The organism is Saccharibacter sp. EH611, assembly GCF_009834765.1.
Lineage (GTDB): Bacteria > Pseudomonadota > Alphaproteobacteria > Acetobacterales > Acetobacteraceae > Saccharibacter.
Map to the genome: position 1 here is coordinate 22,445 of NZ_WVHP01000003.1, position 16,487 is coordinate 38,931.

Below are 16,487 nucleotides of genomic sequence, written 5' to 3' on the forward strand. Positions count from 1 at the left end.
CACAGGAGACACAACCCGAGCAGCACGCATCCTAAACGCATGGGCATGCCATCTGCACCATAGTGACGGCACCCGCTGATAAATATCTGGCATCAGGGCTCTACGGATACCAGCTCGCCATAGCCGCTGAAACATTACGAGATTTCCCGGCTTGCTCTCATGCTAATCAGAAAACACTCAAGAACATGCTCCTTCATATGTTTGTACCCATGAATAAAGAGTTCCCCCACACTCATAATCACGCCAGCATTGATCATTATTGGGCGAATATTAGGAGTTGGAAGCTTTACCCTAAAGAGCACCTCGCCCAAGGTCAGGAAGCTGGACGAAACCAAGGGCATACTCTCATGGGAATAGGTCTAGCAGGCACCTTATGCCAGATGGTCTGGATTCAAGGGGATGATCTTTTTGCAGCCGATCAGAATCGTCTTCTCGCTGTAACACGTTATGGTGCACGCTATGATAGCGGTATGTCTGTACCCTATACCCCCTACCATAACAGTGGGGTCACCCAACCTCATATAGCCCCCAAAGGGAGAGGTGAACAGTATGACCCCAATAGCGGTTGGCTTCGACCAACTCAGTACGGGTCTCTCCTCTTTTTGACCGCCCATACGCTGGAGAAATGATCATATCTGAAAAGATCATTTTCTTTTATGGTTGTTCTCCTCTAGGAGGGTCATCCTTATATTAGGGTGAGCCCCTACCGCCCAATGGCCTTCCTTACTGTCTTCAGATGAGCAGAGCGTGGATATGACCAGCCAGCAGCCTTCCTCTTCCCACTCCCATGGCCCTGATGCGCATCATCACGACCACACCCATCACCATGGCGGCGGACATCACCACCATGCTCCGGCCTCCTTTGGGCTCATCTTCGTCTTAAGCATTGTGCTCAATAGCGCCTATATCATCGGGGAAGTCACATGGGGGCTATGGGCGCACTCCCTCTCGCTCCTTGCAGATGCCGGCCATAATCTTTCCGATGTGCTGGGCTTAGGCGCGGCATGGTTGGCACAATCTCTCGCAAAACGTGCCCCCTCTCAGCAATTTACCTATGGGCTTAAACGCGCCACGATTTTAACCGCGCTCGGCAACGCCATCATTCTCCTTCTCGTTACGGGTGGGATTATATGGGAAGCCATCCTCCTGCTCTTCCATCCTGAAAATGTGCACGGACAAACGGTCAGTATCGTGGCCTTCGTCGGTATCCTCGTTAATGGCGGGACAGCACTTCTGCTCATGCGTGGGGCTCATCATGACCTAAACATGCGTGGGGCTTTCCTCCACATGGCTTCCGATGCGCTGATGGCTCTCAGTGTGGTCATTGCCGGGGGGCTCATTATGCTCACAGGCTATACGATCATTGATCCATTAATCAGCTTGGCCGTATCGGCCATTATCATTTGGAGCACATGGTCTCTTCTGCACCAATCACTCGGCCTTGCCCTTGATGGTGTGCCCGCTGGAACAGATATTGCCGAAGTCTCTCAAGCTCTGCGTGATATTCCCGGGGTCGCTGATAGCCACCATCTCCATATTTGGCCTGTCAGCACAACAGAAACAGCCCTCACCGTTCATCTTGTGCTCAGTCCTTTCCCCACAACCTACTCCCTTACAGAAGGGGCAGAAGCAACACAGAAAATCTTGACAGAAGCACAACAGCTATTACAGGAACGTTTTTCCATTGCGCATCCGACCCTTCAGATAGACCCTCTACCCGACACGTCACTATGCGCCACAGAAAGCTGTTCATCTTCTCCTGAGCCAGATGCACCACACACACATGCCCATCCGTAACTGACATATGCCTTCTTCTCTGACCCCAACAGCGCCATCTCCCCTCCGCTTACGCATTGCTCGTCTGTCGATCTTTGTCAGCGTCATTGTCTTGGCCGTCAAATATAGCGCTTATTATGTTTCCGGCTCTGGGGCTCTTTTGTCTGATGCTATTGAGACGATCCTGAATGTCGTCGCCTCCATCGGCACATTATGGGCAGTCTCCTTCGCAGCTCGCCCTGCCGACGACAATCATCAATATGGGCATGGAAAAGCAGAATATTTATGGGCTGTTATCGAAGGCGTTCTCGTCGTCCTCGCCGCTTTAGGTATTCTCCTCATCGCCTTGCATGACGCGCTCCACCCGATGCCCATTGATGCACCCTTTTACGGAGTGGCTCTCAATGCCCTCGCAGGGGTGATCAATTTAGTCTGGGCCCGAATCATGATCTCAATCGGGCGGCGCCACACCTCTCAAGCCCTACTCTCCGCCGGTGAGCATGTGCAGTCAGACGTTTGGGCAAGCTTGGCCCTGCTTATTGGCGTTTCACTTATCCCGTTTATCCATTGGAATGGGCTAGATCCGCTTCTCTCAGCGCTTGTCGCCCTTAATGTCCTCTGGACGGGCTTTTGCATGATGCGCCGCTCCATGTCTGGCCTGATGGATGAAGTACCTTCTGCGGACTTAGTAGAAAAACTCCGTCTCCTTATCGCGCAAACAGGCACGGGCGCGCTTGAAGCGCATGATTTACGGATGCGCAAAGTCGGCTCTCTCTTCTTTGTCGAGTTTCACCTCGTCGTGCCGAACCATATGCAGATCACAGAAGCACACGATATTTGTGACCGTATTGAGGCCGCCTTCCGTCACGAACTGGGGCAAGCATCTATCCATATTCATGTAGAACCTGAGAAAATGTCCAAACGCCACGAACCCGGCCAAAATAGCGTTCTCGTTCTTTCCTCTTAATCCCAGCCGGCCGCCTACAGGCTGTGGTGTCCTGTAAAGCACGCACGCTTATAAATACCGCCAAGCCCCCTTGACCCTCCTACCTTTCAACTGGCAGGAGCGAGCAGAGGTGCTGTGCACGCTAAATACTGCTCTTTTTCGTCTGGATATGCTGAGCCGTGGCCGATTCTGCCTCTTCCCCCTCGCCTTCTCGTCACTCTATGCGGCGGCGTAACCGTATTACGCACTTACGACGCTCAGCTCGCACCCGAACGACTCAATGGCGACGCTCCGTGCTCTGCTGGATTGCTGCGATTATTGTCGGCCTCGTCGCCGTCGGTTTTGCGGGCCTGGCAAACCAAGCCAGCCTCCTTTGCCACCGTCTGATGAACTGGCATCCTTGGGTCATGCTCTTTGTCGCCCCAGCCGGGTTGGCCCTTTCAACATGGCTAACACGCACTTTCTTCCAAGGTGCGCAAGGATCGGGTATCCCTCAAGCCATCGCGACCCTTCATATCGAGAATTTCAGTGTTGTTGACCGAATTTTAGCCCTGCGCACAGCTCTTGGGAAAATTCTTCTCACCACATTAGGCCTTGTCTGTGGCGCGTCCATCGGGCGTGAAGGCCCCACTGTGCAAGTAGGTGCTGCCATTATGCACGCCTTCTCCCGCTTAATGGGTCATGCCAATATCTCCGCACGGCGTGGGATGATCCTTGCTGGTGGAGCGGCCGGGGTTTCAGCCGCGTTTAATACCCCACTCGCAGGAATTGTCTTCGCTATTGAGGAACTCTCTCATTCTTTTGAACAACGCACCTCTGGCACCACGCTGACAGGGGTTGTGCTCTCTGGTGTGACCGCGATCGCCCTCGTCGGTAACTACACCTATTTTGGCCATACAACCGTTGACGTTCCCATCGGCACAGCATGGATCGCTGTGTTGGCCTGCGGTATTTTAGGCGGACTAACTGGCGGTCTCTTTTCCGCTATCCTCATGAAAGCATCGCAAGGACTACCCGGCACGTTCGGTCGTTTCACACGTGAACACCCTATCAGCTTTGCCGCCCTTTGCGGCCTCCTCCTCGCGATTATTGGGATCATCTCTGGGGGGGCAACCTATGGTACGGGGTATGAACAAGCACGCTCCATCATTGTAGGGCATGAGCATTACCCCGCGTCATTCTTCATCTACAAATATCTGGCAACGATCATTTCTTATTGCTCGGGCATTCCCGGTGGACTTTTTGCCCCCTCCCTGTCTATTGGCGCGTCTATTGGCGGCTGGGTGGCTCAATTCCTGCCTCATACTGCCCCGGGCGCCGTTGTTCTACTCGGGATGGTCGCGTATTTCTGCGGAGTTGTACAATCACCACTCACAGCAACCGTCATTGTGATGGAAATGTGCGATAACCAGCAAGTCACACTCGCCCTGCTGGCCACATCCTTCCTCGCTTTTGGTGTTTCCCGCATGGTGTGCTCTCACTCGCTTTACAGTCGCTTGGCAGACCGTTTTATGGATGCACAAGAACAAACATTGCAAAAAAAGAACTTTGAGGACTACAAACAAAAGAAAAAACCAGAATAACTTTCTGAAAGCTGGGTTCTTTATGGTTCCTTTTCTCATTGTCCTTTGCGCTATTGTCTTTGGCGTTTTGCTTTATATTTGGCAGCATATCTTTGTCGTCCACGGACAAACAGCTCTCGTGACCGAACAATTTGGTGTGCCCATTAAACGGGCTCTCTACCCGGGGCTACGCATCTTGCTGCCTTTCCGCCGGGTCGTAAACCGCGTGGATCTCAAACAAACGCAGATTGAACGCAACAGCCAAGTAAAAACACAGGATGACGCGTTTCTCTCTATTCAATGGGTGGTTCGCTTTAGTGTCAAACCAACCGATGAAGCCATTCTAGCCTATACCTACAAGGTGGCTGATCCCGTCAGTCAGCTCATCTGGCGCGTAGAAAATGAGCTGCGCCAGATTATTCACTCCATGACTTTACAAGACCTCTACGCGCAAAAAGACCAGATCTCACAACGTATTATTGGTGATCAGGCTAAAAATGCCCTCGAAACCGGCATGCAGATTGATGACGTGGTCATTGAGCAGCCCATGCCGCCACCCGATGTCATGGCGGCCATGAATAACCAAATCGCCGCTTTGTCACGCCAGAAGGCCGCCGCGGCTGAAGCAGAAGCAGAACGTCTGCGGCGCGTTGGGCTCGCCAAAGCAGAAAGTGAAAGTAAGGAGCTGCAAGGCCAAGGGATCGCCAAACAACGCCTCGCTATTGCGACAGGCTTCAAGGAGAGCTTTGAGCTGATGCAAGAAGGGCTCCCTTCTGCTTCATCTCATGAAATTATGACGTTGATGCATAAAACCATTGAGGCAGATATGGTCTCTACCGCATCTGCCGATGGGAAATCGACGATCATTTTCATCCCCACCGGTATGACAACCAATGGCAGTGCAGGCTCGCTTGCTTCCCTCGCAACACAGCTTAGCAGCGAACAAAAGGCCGTATAGAAAGCTCTGTTCTTTGAAACGCTTTCCCTCGCATCACACAAGGGAAAGCGTTTTCGTGCTTACCCGTGAGCGGACAAGTCCACCACACCGACATACCCTTCTTCTGTCCCGAAAATAAGCGCCCCACCTTGGGGTGTAAATGTAAGCGATGTCACCGCGCCACGGTTCACACCACCGCTACGCTGACCGTTACACATCGGCAGAATCCGCCCTTCGTCACCAGCAACTTCTGCCAGCAAAACAGTGCCATCTTCAAAGCCAATCGCGACAATATCATCGGTTGGGTGCGTTTTGACCGCTGTCGTGAACAAGCCCGGCAGACGCGCAAGCTCCATCGGGGCTTTGCCCATCGGGCCACCACCAAAGAAGGGCCACAATACGGCCGTATCAGCCCCCGATGTCGCCAGCCAACGCCCTTTCCGGGTAAAGTCCATTGAACCAATTTTACGTGGATAGCCGCTCATGCGCATATTATGCCCATCGGAGAGACGCCAACCATGCAGCTCATTTTCCTGCATGCTGGTCACAATCGCTTCACCACCGGGATGCATACACAACCCGGTATGACTCCCTTTCCATGTCAAAGAATGCACATTCGCATCTTTGGACTGCACAAACCATAGCGAAACGCCATTATAGTGCGATGCCGCTAGACGCCGCCCCTTAGCATCAAAAACCAAACCACTAATGGCAGAAGGATGCTCAAGCGATTTCAGGTCTTCTGTCCCCCCCGCCTCACGCAAGCTCACCTGCTTTTTGCATGAAAACGCGTAATGCGTGGGCGTGCTCGCAAGACAATCAATCCAGCCGCGGCCTTTGTGCAGCTCTGTGGCCATGCCATCAGCCGTAAGACTGACCACACGCCCATCCTCACCACCACTCAGGAAGCTGTCTCCACCGCAACCTTGGGCAAAGCTGAGCGCGCCATCATGAACAGGCACCACGCGCCATTCGTCACATTGACGCATGGTCTCACGAGCCATCAACACAGCATCACCGTCTATCGTCAGAGCGGCAAGAGTCTGACCATCTCGACTGACTTGCACACCGACAATAGGCGCCTCAAAGCAGCGTTCTGCACCGCGTGTTTCTAGGAGGCTTTTGGTCATCCCACTCATCATCACACCGCCACACAGCGTTCAAAACCACGCCGTAACGCATCACCATTTAAATGACGACCAATGAAGACAAGACGCGACACGCGCTCTTCTCCATCTTTGAACGGCGTAATGTAATCTCCATCCGCCATCATATGCACAGCTTGGAAGGCAAAGCGTTTGTCTTCCCCTTTAATTTGTAAAATCCCTTTCGCACGGAGGATATCCGGCCCCTGTTCTTGTAAAATAGCGCCAATCCACGCTTGGAAACGCCCTTCATCAAGCGGTTCTTTGAGGGAAAAAGACACACTCGTAATGCCGTGATCATGCTCATGATGATGGTGGTGATGATGACCATGCTCTTCTTCATCGTCCCCAAGAAAGTCCGGCATGGTGGTCAGCGCACGCTCAAGGTCAAATCCCCCTTGGTCGAGAATATCATGGAGCGCGACATTCCCCTTCTCGGTTTTATGAACCTTCGCAACCGCATTAATGGAACGGATCTTGTCGCGGATCGTTTTTTCCTGCTCCGCATTTACGAGGTCACCTTTGTTAAGGATAATGACATCAGCAAAGGCGATCTGCTGAACAGCCTCGGCACTTTCTTTGAGTGTGTTCAACACATTCGCGGCATCTACAACGGTAATAACAGCATCCAACCGCGCTTTCTGGCGGATATTCTCATCCACAAAGAACGTCTGCGCCACTGGTGCAGGGTCTGCTAAGCCTGTTGTCTCAATAATAATACCGTCAAAGCGTTTCCGACGACGAAGCAAGCTTGTGAGAATACGGATCAAATCCCCGCGGACTGTGCAGCACACACAGCCATTATTCATCTCAAACACTTCTTCATCTGCATCAACAACGAGGTCATTATCAATCCCAAGTTCACCGAACTCATTGACCACAACGGCATATTTTTTACCATGATCGGCCGTGAGAATGTGATTAAGCAGCGTTGTCTTTCCCGCACCCAGAAAACCGGTCAAAACGGTTACGGGAATCGTTGAATCATGTGAGGCCGTCATTACCATCACTCCTGCATCAGTCAGACGACGTGGCCATACCACGCCTCAATATATGTCCTTCTTATAAAGGGTATTCATCCCAAATCACAAAGGCTTCGCTTGCATCTGCCAGCTAGAGAGTCAAATATGGGAAGAGAAAAATTCTCATTTATGGAGAAGATATATGGACACGAACACCATTCAAATTCCTGGTTTTGAAAAACCTGTTTCACGCGTTGCCCTTGGCACATGGGCCATCGGTGGCTGGATGTGGGGCGGCCCTGATGATGATAATGGTGTACGCACCATTCATCGTGCCCTTGATGAAGGGGTAGATCTCATTGATACTGCCCCCGTCTATGGTTTTGGTCATTCGGAAGAAATCGTGGGCCGTGCGCTTGCTGAGAAGCCCAATAAAGCCTGTATCGCCACGAAACTGGGCTTGGATTGGAAAGATGACAAGCCTTTCCGTAATTCTACCCCAGCACGTATCCGCAAAGAAGTTGAAGACTCCCTGCGCCGTTTGCGCGTTGACACCATTGATCTTGAGCAGATCCATTGGCCCGATGCCAATACACCTATTGATGAATCGGCTCGTGAGCTTCAAAAACTCCATCAAGAGGGGAAAATCCGTGCATTAGGCGTGAGTAACTTCTCTCCTGAGCAAATGGATATTTTCCGTGAGGTTGCCCCGCTCGCCAGCACGCAGAACCCTTACAACATCTTTGAGCGCGCTCTTGAGGACGATATTCTTCCTTACGCAGAGAAGAACCATGAAGTTCTCCTCGCTTATGGCCCGCTCTGCCGCGGGATGCTGACAGGGAAAATGAATGCGGACACCACTTTCCCTGATACGGATCTACGCGCCAGTGATCCTAAGTTCCAAAAAGAGCATTTCCCAGCCTATCTTGCTGCGATTGATGAACTGAAGGACGTGGCCGCCCGTCGTGGAAAATCTCTGATGGTTTTTGCCATCCGCTGGGTGCTCGACCAAGGCCCAACGATTGCTCTTTGGGGCGCTCGTAAGCCTGAACAAATTAGCGGGATTGCTGATGTCTTTGGCTGGTCTCTAACAGAAGAAGACAAAAAAGCGGTGGATGATATTTTGGCTCGTCACGTGCCAACACCGATCCGTCCAACATTCATGGCACCACCACAGAGCCATTAAGCACGCAAGTGAGCTTCGGCTACTGAAGGGGGCGGCTTAGGTCGCCCCTTTTTTATGATTTTATCACAAAAGAAACGTTCTCTCTTTTATTGGTTTCAAACAGACACTTGACGAAAAGCCCCTTTGGCGGCCTTGTTAGACGACTACTTTAACGCAACAGCCTAGGACAATGAGGGACAACGTGCCGATATCACGCCTATTTGAGCGTAAAATGCTCACAACTTATGTCCTCCTTTCCCTAGCTGGCTGTTCAACAGCGCCACATCAAACGCCGCTTGCCCAATATAGTAATGGCCAGACTGGCCCTCTGGGGTACAATGACCGCGTACCTGATTTTGCAACACGGAATTTTGTGCCCTTTAACCGCCAAGATGTCGCCGCCATCGCCCTACGTGAATGGCGCCTCTTTGGCACACCCGTTGCTGATGAAGACCCCCATGACCGCCCTGATCCAAGTAGCCCGGCACTCAAACCAGAACGCCTCCCCGGCCTTTGGCAACGCGTAGGAGAATATTGGTGGATCGGCCAAGATCTATATGAAACAGAAAGTCATTGGACTGGACGAACAGACGGTGACGGCAGGCTCTTTTCAGCCAATATTGATGGCCATTATGCGTGGTCAGCAGCCTTTATTTCCTACGTCATGCGCGTTGCCGGTGCGAATGAACGCTTCACCTACTCTCCCAATCACGCCACGTATATTAACGCTGCTGCAAGCCGGCAAAACCCCAATTTGACGGCACAAGACCCCGCCACCTATGCTCCACAAATAGGCGACCTCCTCTGCGTTGGCCGAGGGAGAAGCCGTTCCATCACCTATAGAATGCTTCCAACCTCATATGCCTTTCCAGCCCATTGCGGCATTGTGGTGTCTGTGGAACAAAATGCTCCACCTTTTGGACGTGAAATCAGCATTGTGGGCGGCAATATTGACGATAGCGTCGCGCTGACCCATGTGCCTGTCGATGCATACGGGCGCGTCAGCACACCAGACGGTGCGAGCTACGATACGCGCTATCCGTGGTGTGCCATCCTTGCGCCTCAGTACGACGCAACAGAAGAGCCTAATAGCGGGCAGTAATGTTATGACAAAGGACGCAGTATAAAAGGCAAAGCAGACGCCCGCCACCCTGTCCCAGGGCCATGACGGTCTTCAAAGCCATCAGCAATATTCGCTGTGTTTTGGTACCCAGCTTCAAAAGCACTCTCACACGCATGGTGCGACCGCACACCCGAGCGGCATAAGAAAAAGAGAGAAGCACTCTTATCTGGCACAGCTTCTTCAAGCGCTTGATGAAAAGCCTCTGGCTCTTCGGCTGACCATGTCAGTGCGACAGCCTCACGCCCTAACGTGCTCAAATCTGGGAAACCCACAGCCGCCCATTCTTGAGGTGTACGCACATCAACGAGAACAGCCTTCGGATTAGCTTTCAGGATTTCCCATGCTTTCTTTGCGTGTATATTTTTCATCACGACCTTCATGCGTTAGAGTTCATTATTAACGATAGGCCATTGTGGCAAGGAAACACGACCGATGACAGATTTTTCTACCCACTCACTCACAACCGTAGGTCATGGCCGCCCTGCGGCTTCAATGATTGAGGCGATCGGCAACACGCCGCTCATCCGCCTCCGTGAAGCATCAGAAGCCACAGGATGCGACATTTACGGTAAAGCTGAGTTTATGAACCCTGGCGGTTCTGTCAAAGACCGCGCCGCACTCGCCATCATTGAAGACGCCTTTAAACGCGGGCTTCTCAAAGAAGGCGGCACCGTTGTAGAAGGCACAGCTGGCAATACCGGCATTGGCCTCACTCTTGTCGCCCAAGCCATGGGCTGCAAAGCCGTGATTGTCGTGCCGGAGACGCAAAGTAAAGAGAAGCTCGACTTTCTGCGTATGATCGGTGCTGATCTTCGCCTCGTCCCTGCAAAGCCCTATCGTGATCCGGGCAATTACGTGCATGTTTCCCGCCGTCTTGCGGAAGAAACGGGTGGTTTCTGGGCGAACCAATTCGATAATACGGCGAATCGCGAAGGGCATCGTCACAGCACAGCACCGGAGATCTGGTCTCAACTGGACGGGAAAATTGACGCCTTTACGTGCTCTTGCGGAACAGGCGGCACGTTAGCAGGCATCGCCCTTGGCCTACGGGATCAAGCAACCCAAAGCGGCGTCAAAGCTCCCGAGATCGTGCTCGCGGATCCTGAAGGTTCTGGGCTTTATGGTTGGGTCACCAAGAACGATCTCAGCGTGAGTGGTGGCTCCATTACCGAAGGAATCGGTCAATCACGCGTCACCGCCAACCTAGACGGCAGCGCCCCAGACCATGCTGAGCGCATTCCCGATGCTGAAGCTCTGGAGCATGTCTTCAACCTGACCGCACATGAAGGGCTCTCTGTTGGTGGTTCCAGCGGAATTAACATCGCGTCCGCTGTGCGTACGGCACGGCGCCTTGGCCCTGGCCACCGGATTGTGACCATCCTGTGCGATGGCGGGGCTCGCTATCAGTCCAAACTGTTCAACACAGCGTTCCTGAAAGAAAAAGGTCTTCCAACGCCGCCATGGCTCTAAAGCATGCTCATAGCTGAGGGGGAAGTCCCCTCAGCCAGAGTCCTCGTTATTGTTTGATCAAACGGGCGGCAAAGAAACCATCAAGGCCACCACGTTCAGACCACATGCCGGGGTGCGTCCGGTAATAGCCTTCCTCAGTGCGCGCCTGTGGTAGAGCTGAAAGCTCTTCTTCTGTAAACGGAGAGAGCGTCCACCCCCCCTGCTCAAGGGCGGCCGCGATACGCTGTGGCCCTTCTTCATCTTGCAAAGAACACACCGCATAAAGCAACGTGCCGCCCGGCTTGAGCATCTTATGTGCCGCTTTAATGAACGCATCCTGACCTTCTGCAAGGGCTTTAACGTCACGCGGACGTTTCACCCACAACACATCAGGATGGCGACGCAGTGTCCCCGTTGCAGAACAGGGCGCATCGAGCAACACAGCATCCACAGGCTGTTTCGGTTGCCACTCCAAACCATCCTGCACCACAATATCAACCGATAGTGACAGACGTTTCAAATTCTCTTGTAAACGCTGTGCACGCTTTTTCTCACGCTCAATCGCCGTCACCTGTGCGCCAGCACACACAAGCTGTGCCGTTTTCCCACCAGGAGCTGCACAGACATCAACAACCTGCTTCCCGTGAAGGTCACCCATCAACCGCACAGGCATGGCTGCCGCTGCATCCTGTGCCCAAAACGCACCGTCTTCAAACCCCGGAAGCTCAACCATGCGTGTGCCACTTGGGAAGCGCACCGTTCCCGTTGGCAGAACATCTCCCCCTTCCGGAATTCTGTCAGAAGAACGTACGGTTATATCAAGCGGAGCTTCACGGTAAAAACCACGCGTGATCGCACGTGCACGCCGTCCCCACGCCGCCCAAAGCCAAGGGGGCACATCCAAACGTGCTTCGTCCAGCCCTTCACGCAGCGTTTCACCTTCACGCGAAACCTTACGCAAGACAGCATTCGCTAGCCCTGCAAAAGGCGCTAATCCACGACGATGCAAAAGATCCACAATCGTACCCACCGCTGCATGTGGAGGGGTTTCCAAATGCAATAATTGCGCCACACCCATCAATAACGCACAGCGCACAGATGCGGGAGGCTCCCGCCGTAAAAGAGGCCCCAGCAGCTCGCTCATACTCCCCATATGGCGCAATGTTGCCGCTGCTAAACGATGGCCTGCCGCCCGATCACGACTTTCTTTCACCGTGCTCCGCTCTAAGGTTGTCTCCAACATGCGGCGATGCTCAACAACGCCGCATACAATATCAAAGGCCAGATCGCGGACAGGGTCTGCCGCCCGAGGGGCTGGTGTGCGTCCTCCCTTACGGCGGGAGGGTCGAGGCGGGCGCGAGGCCGAACGGGAAGAAGAAAATGTGCTCATAAAGCTGAATTTGCATCTTGTCGTGCGGAACGCAATGACGTTCTCTATAGAGTTATGACCCAACAGAGCATTTCCTCCGCCCTTCATGCGGTTAAACAACGCATTATTGATGCCCAAAAAGCCGCTCACCGCCCAGAAAACAGCGTTTCTTTGGTAGCAGTGAGTAAGTTTCACCCTCAAGACTCGGTAGTCACCGCTCTTGAAGCCGGACAACGAATTTTTGGCGAAAATCGCGTCCAAGAAGCCGCCGACAAATTTCCCGCTCTACGCGAGAAATGGCCTGACCTGCGCCTCCATCTTATTGGCGGCCTCCAAACCAACAAAGCTGTTGACGCTTGTCGGATTGCCGATTGTATCGAAAGCCTTGACCGCCCCTCTCTCGCAACCGCTCTAGAAAAGGCCGCGCAGAAGATAGGACATCTTCCCAAGCTTCTTATTCAGGTCAATACAGGCAACGAACCTCAAAAATTTGGCGTACCCCTCGCCCAAGCCGACCATTTTATTGAAGACAGCCTCACGCGCTTTGATAGCCATGTTAAAGGCCTCATGGCTATCCCGCCGCAAAATGAAGACCCAACCCCACATTTCCGCGCTCTCGCAAAGCTTGCGAAGCGCCACGGACTACCCCTTCTTTCTATGGGAATGTCCGGTGATTTTGAAAAAGCCATCGCTGCTGGAGCCCATTATGTGCGTATTGGCAGTGCTATTTTTGGCACACGCCCGCCTCATGGCCTTTCGCATTCTGGGTGAATTACCGTAAGAGACTTGCATTTTCCTAGCAAATACTGCCATGAAGCCAGAATAAACGTGTCTGAAGTGCCCCCTTGAGGGGATATCTTGCCCGTCACACCCTATAGTCGGGCTTCATCAGTCAACAGGATTTTCTCCCTTATGTCTGAACAGGACGGCATGTCCCTTAAGGATCCTTCCCCCGATGCTCGCTATCCGGATGCGTTAGGCCATCCGACAGAGCTGCCCCCTCAAGAGGAAACAGACCGTCACGGCGGCCGACCCAAGGGGGTGGGGGCACTCTTGGGTGTGCTTGGCGTGGTGTATGGTGATATCGGCACCAGCCCCCTTTATGCTCTGCAATCATCGGTTAAGACCGTTGGCTCTGTTGAGCACCCCGCCCAAACATGGGAAGTCATTGGCATGGCGAGTCTCATTTTCTGGGCTCTCATGCTGATTGTCACGATCAAATACGTCCTGTTGATCATGCGAGCTGATCATAATGGTGAAGGGGGTATTATTGCCCTCATGTCCCTCGCTCAGCGGGTATGCCAATCATCGTATTTCCGCTGGGTTTTTGGGCTCGTTGGTATTGCTGGGGCCTGCCTCTTCTTTGGCGATAGCATTATCACCCCTGCCGTCTCCGTCCTCTCCGCTGTGGAAGGGATTGAAATTGCCGCTCCTAACGCCAGTCCCTTTATTATTCCCATTGCACTGGTTGTCCTTCTCGGCCTTTTTGCCGCACAGGCGTTAGGTACGGGCAAGATTGGCCGCGCTTTTGGCCCAATTATGCTCATCTGGTTTACAACCATCGCTGTTTTGGGAATTCATGGCGTTCTACTCTATCCCAAAATCTTGTTGGCTGTTTTGCCATGGTATGCCCTGCAATTTATTGTGTCGCATGGCACCCTCTCCTTTCTAGCACTCGGGTCTGTCGTGCTGTCAGTCACGGGGGCAGAAGCTCTATATGCTGATATGGGGCATTTTGGTCGTTCACCAATCCGCTATGCATGGTGCTTTCTCGTCCTCCCAGCGTTATCGCTCAACTATTTTGGACAAGCCGCACAGATCATTGTTGATCCTCATACACTCGCTAACCCTTTCTACCATCTCGGCCCAGCTTGGATCCAAATCCCGCTGCTCATTTTAGCAACAATGGCAACGATCATTGCCAGCCAAGCCGGCATTTCAGGCAGTTTTTCGCTATGCCGTCAGCTCATCCAGCTAGGCTATCTGCCCCGAACACGCATTATCCACACAAACGCGCATGAAGAAGCACAGATTTATCTCCCTTCTCTAAACTGGATCTTGGCGTTCGGCGCCATCATCTTGGTGCTGTCTTTTCAATCCTCCGCAGCTCTGGCCTCGGCCTACGGGATCGCTGTGACGGGCACATTCCTCTGCACCTGCGTGCTAGCAATGGTTGTGTTTCGCCGCGTCTTTAACTGGAGCGCATGGTCAACAGGCCTCGTCTTTGGATTCTTCTTTATTTTGGATGGCATTTTCTTTGCCGCCAATGTGCTTAAGATCCCCGATGGTGGCTGGGTGCCATTAACCATTGCCTGCGCCAGTACGCTAATCATGACCACATGGCAACGTGGGCGGCAACTTATTCGCGGACGGCAGCGCGCTGATGCCGTGCCTGTGGCGTCATTCCTCGCACGTCTGTCACAATCGCGCATTACGCGTGTTCCGGGCTTAGCCGTCTTCCTGACGTCTGATCCTGAGATCATCCCCAGTGCTCTATTGCACAACCTGCGACATAATCGTGTGCTGCATAACACAGTGCTCTTCGTTACCGTGCTTACGCTCGACCAGCCTGATGTGCACCCTGATAAGCGCCTTGAGGTTAAAGAACTCTCATCCAATATCTACCGGATTATTGTGCGCTACGGTTTTATGGAAATGCCGAACTTACCTCTGGCACTTTCTGCTTTGCAGGAAATCAATTTCGACCCTATTCAGGCCTCCTACTTTACGTCTCATGATTTAGTCTTCCGCTCTAAAGTGCCCAAAATGTCGCTTTGGCGGATGTGGGTCTTCCTGTACCTCCTTAATAATGCAACCCCCATTTCGGAGTTTTTCCGTATCCCGCCAGAGCGCGTGATGGAGTTTGGGGTGAGAGTGGCGATTTAATACGCTGTGCCTCGCTCTCTCGCTCTTTATATCCACTGGCCGTTCTGCCTAGCAAAATGCCCTTATTGCGATTTTAACTCGCATGTGCGGGACACGATCCCGCAAGAACGTTTTGCACGAGCACTCCGCCGGGAACTTGCCTATCAGGCAGAACGCCTTAACAAAGAAGAACGGCGCCAGCTCGGCTCCATCTTCTTTGGTGGTGGAACGCCCTCTTTAATGGCACCTGAGACGGCATCGGCCCTTATTGACGATGCCCGCCGCCATTTTTCCTGCGTCAATGACCTCGAAATTACACTTGAGGCCAACCCAACCAGCGTGGAAGCAACCCGTTTTGCTGCTTTCCGACAGGCTGGCATCAATCGCCTCTCACTAGGCGTTCAAAGCCTCCATGATGACGCCCTCCAAAAATTAGGCCGGCAACATAATAGCCATCAAGCACGAAACGCCCTGGAGCTGAGCCGTTCTCTCTTCCCTCGCCTCTCGTTCGACCTTATTTATGCTCGGCCACAGCAAACGTTAGACGATTGGCGCGCAGAGCTCAGAGAAGCCCTTGACCTCGCTGCCGATCATCTCTCGCTCTATCAGCTCACGATTGAACCGGGCACGTCTTTTGAAGCACTCTTCCGCCGTGGTGAGATCACTTTGCCCGACGATGAACTCGCGGCACGGCTCTATCTCCAAACAGCAGAAGAAGCCGCTCGCTATGGATTAGAGCGCTACGAAATTTCTAATTACGCTCAACGAGGCTCTGAAAGCCGGCATAACCTCACCTACTGGACCTATGGTGATTATCTCGGGATCGGCCCCGGTGCTCATAGCCGCCTCACCTTTGGTGACACCCTCTATGAAGGACGTTGCCATCGCGCACCAGAACCTTGGGCAAGCCTTGTAGAAGAGCATGGTCATGGGATGCGATCTGAAAAACCCCTCACCGCTGATATGCGTGGCCGCGAAGCCCTCCTGATGGGGCTGCGTTTACGCGATGGTATCAACGCCGAGCATTTCTTTCTCCGCACGGGGAAAACACTTGAAAGCTGCTTAGACCCCATGATCCTTCAAGCATGTCTTGAAGAAGGGTATCTTCTTTATGATCGGCACTCTCTTCGGGCAACAGAAGAAGGGCTTTTACGGTTGGAAGCCCTCCTGGCCCGATTAGTTCTCTAA

15 protein-coding genes are annotated in these 16,487 nt (G+C 52.9%); 11 read left to right on the forward strand and 4 right to left on the reverse strand.

What is annotated here, in order from left to right:
* Positions 1–62 precede the first annotated feature (62 nt).
* The 5 genes from GS535_RS03150 to GS535_RS03170 all read left to right on the forward strand — a co-directional run bounded on the left by GS535_RS03150 (position 63) and on the right by GS535_RS03170 (position 5,242).
* Complete coding sequence (locus tag GS535_RS03150) at positions 63–629, forward strand: hypothetical protein (protein ID WP_160793058.1); 567 nt, start codon at positions 63–65, stop codon at positions 627–629.
* Positions 630–753: 124 nt separating this feature from the next.
* Positions 754–1,797: a cation diffusion facilitator family transporter gene (locus GS535_RS03155; protein ID WP_160793057.1), complete on the forward strand. Its 1,044-nt coding sequence runs from the start codon at positions 754–756 to the stop codon at positions 1,795–1,797.
* A 7-nt stretch (positions 1,798–1,804) separates the two neighbouring features.
* Positions 1,805–2,743 (forward strand): cation diffusion facilitator family transporter, encoded by a 939-nt coding sequence (locus GS535_RS03160; protein ID WP_160793056.1) that lies wholly within the window; start codon positions 1,805–1,807, stop codon positions 2,741–2,743.
* Between the two features lie 200 nt (positions 2,744–2,943).
* Positions 2,944–4,305, forward strand: coding sequence for a chloride channel protein (locus tag GS535_RS03165; RefSeq protein ID WP_202401696.1), 1,362 nt, complete (start codon positions 2,944–2,946; stop codon positions 4,303–4,305).
* 22 nt (positions 4,306–4,327) lie between these two features.
* Positions 4,328–5,242, forward strand: a complete 915-nt coding sequence (locus GS535_RS03170; RefSeq protein ID WP_160793055.1) for an SPFH domain-containing protein — start codon at positions 4,328–4,330, stop codon at positions 5,240–5,242.
* Positions 5,243–5,301: 59 nt separating this feature from the next.
* Here the strand turns inward: GS535_RS03170 and GS535_RS03175 are convergent, their stop codons facing one another.
* The gene (locus tag GS535_RS03175; protein WP_160793054.1) at positions 5,302–6,351 is read right to left on the reverse strand and encodes a WD40 repeat domain-containing protein; all 1,050 of its coding nucleotides are present in this window, start codon (positions 6,349–6,351) and stop codon (positions 5,302–5,304) included.
* 11 nt (positions 6,352–6,362) lie between these two features.
* Complete coding sequence (locus tag GS535_RS03180; RefSeq protein WP_160793053.1) at positions 6,363–7,367, reverse strand: GTP-binding protein; 1,005 nt, start codon at positions 7,365–7,367, stop codon at positions 6,363–6,365.
* A 163-nt stretch (positions 7,368–7,530) separates the two neighbouring features.
* On the opposite strand from GS535_RS03180, the gene GS535_RS03185 reads away from it, so the two are divergent.
* Positions 7,531–8,514: an aldo/keto reductase gene (locus tag GS535_RS03185; protein WP_160793052.1), complete on the forward strand. Its 984-nt coding sequence runs from the start codon at positions 7,531–7,533 to the stop codon at positions 8,512–8,514.
* A 169-nt stretch (positions 8,515–8,683) separates the two neighbouring features.
* Positions 8,684–9,595 (forward strand): DUF2272 domain-containing protein, encoded by a 912-nt coding sequence (locus tag GS535_RS03190; RefSeq protein WP_202401690.1) that lies wholly within the window; start codon positions 8,684–8,686, stop codon positions 9,593–9,595.
* Positions 9,596–9,597: 2 nt separating this feature from the next.
* On the opposite strand, the gene GS535_RS03195 is transcribed toward GS535_RS03190, so the two are convergent.
* On the reverse strand, positions 9,598–9,984 hold the full coding sequence (locus GS535_RS03195; protein ID WP_237442185.1) for a rhodanese-like domain-containing protein: 387 nt from the start codon (positions 9,982–9,984) through the stop codon (positions 9,598–9,600).
* A 64-nt stretch (positions 9,985–10,048) separates the two neighbouring features.
* Here GS535_RS03195 and GS535_RS03200 point away from each other — a divergent pair, with 64 nt between their 5' ends.
* Positions 10,049–11,086: a cysteine synthase A gene (locus tag GS535_RS03200; RefSeq protein ID WP_160793049.1), complete on the forward strand. Its 1,038-nt coding sequence runs from the start codon at positions 10,049–10,051 to the stop codon at positions 11,084–11,086.
* 46 nt (positions 11,087–11,132) lie between these two features.
* Here the strand turns inward: GS535_RS03200 and GS535_RS03205 are convergent, their stop codons facing one another.
* Positions 11,133–12,455 carry an RsmB/NOP family class I SAM-dependent RNA methyltransferase gene (locus GS535_RS03205; protein ID WP_160793048.1) on the reverse strand — a complete coding sequence of 441 codons (1,323 nt, stop codon included), beginning with the start codon at positions 12,453–12,455 and terminating at the stop codon, positions 11,133–11,135.
* A gap of 54 nt (positions 12,456–12,509) precedes the next feature.
* On the opposite strand from GS535_RS03205, the gene GS535_RS03210 reads away from it, so the two are divergent.
* The 3 genes from GS535_RS03210 (at position 12,510) to hemW (ending at position 16,487) form a co-directional block, all read left to right on the forward strand.
* Positions 12,510–13,205 (forward strand): YggS family pyridoxal phosphate-dependent enzyme, encoded by a 696-nt coding sequence (locus GS535_RS03210; RefSeq protein ID WP_160793047.1) that lies wholly within the window; start codon positions 12,510–12,512, stop codon positions 13,203–13,205.
* Between the two features lie 141 nt (positions 13,206–13,346).
* Entirely contained in the window at positions 13,347–15,320 is a 1,974-nt protein-coding gene (locus GS535_RS03215; protein WP_160793046.1) for a potassium transporter Kup, read from the forward strand.
* Positions 15,321–15,326: 6 nt separating this feature from the next.
* Positions 15,327–16,487, forward strand: a complete 1,161-nt coding sequence (gene hemW, locus GS535_RS03220; protein WP_160793045.1) for a radical SAM family heme chaperone HemW — start codon at positions 15,327–15,329, stop codon at positions 16,485–16,487.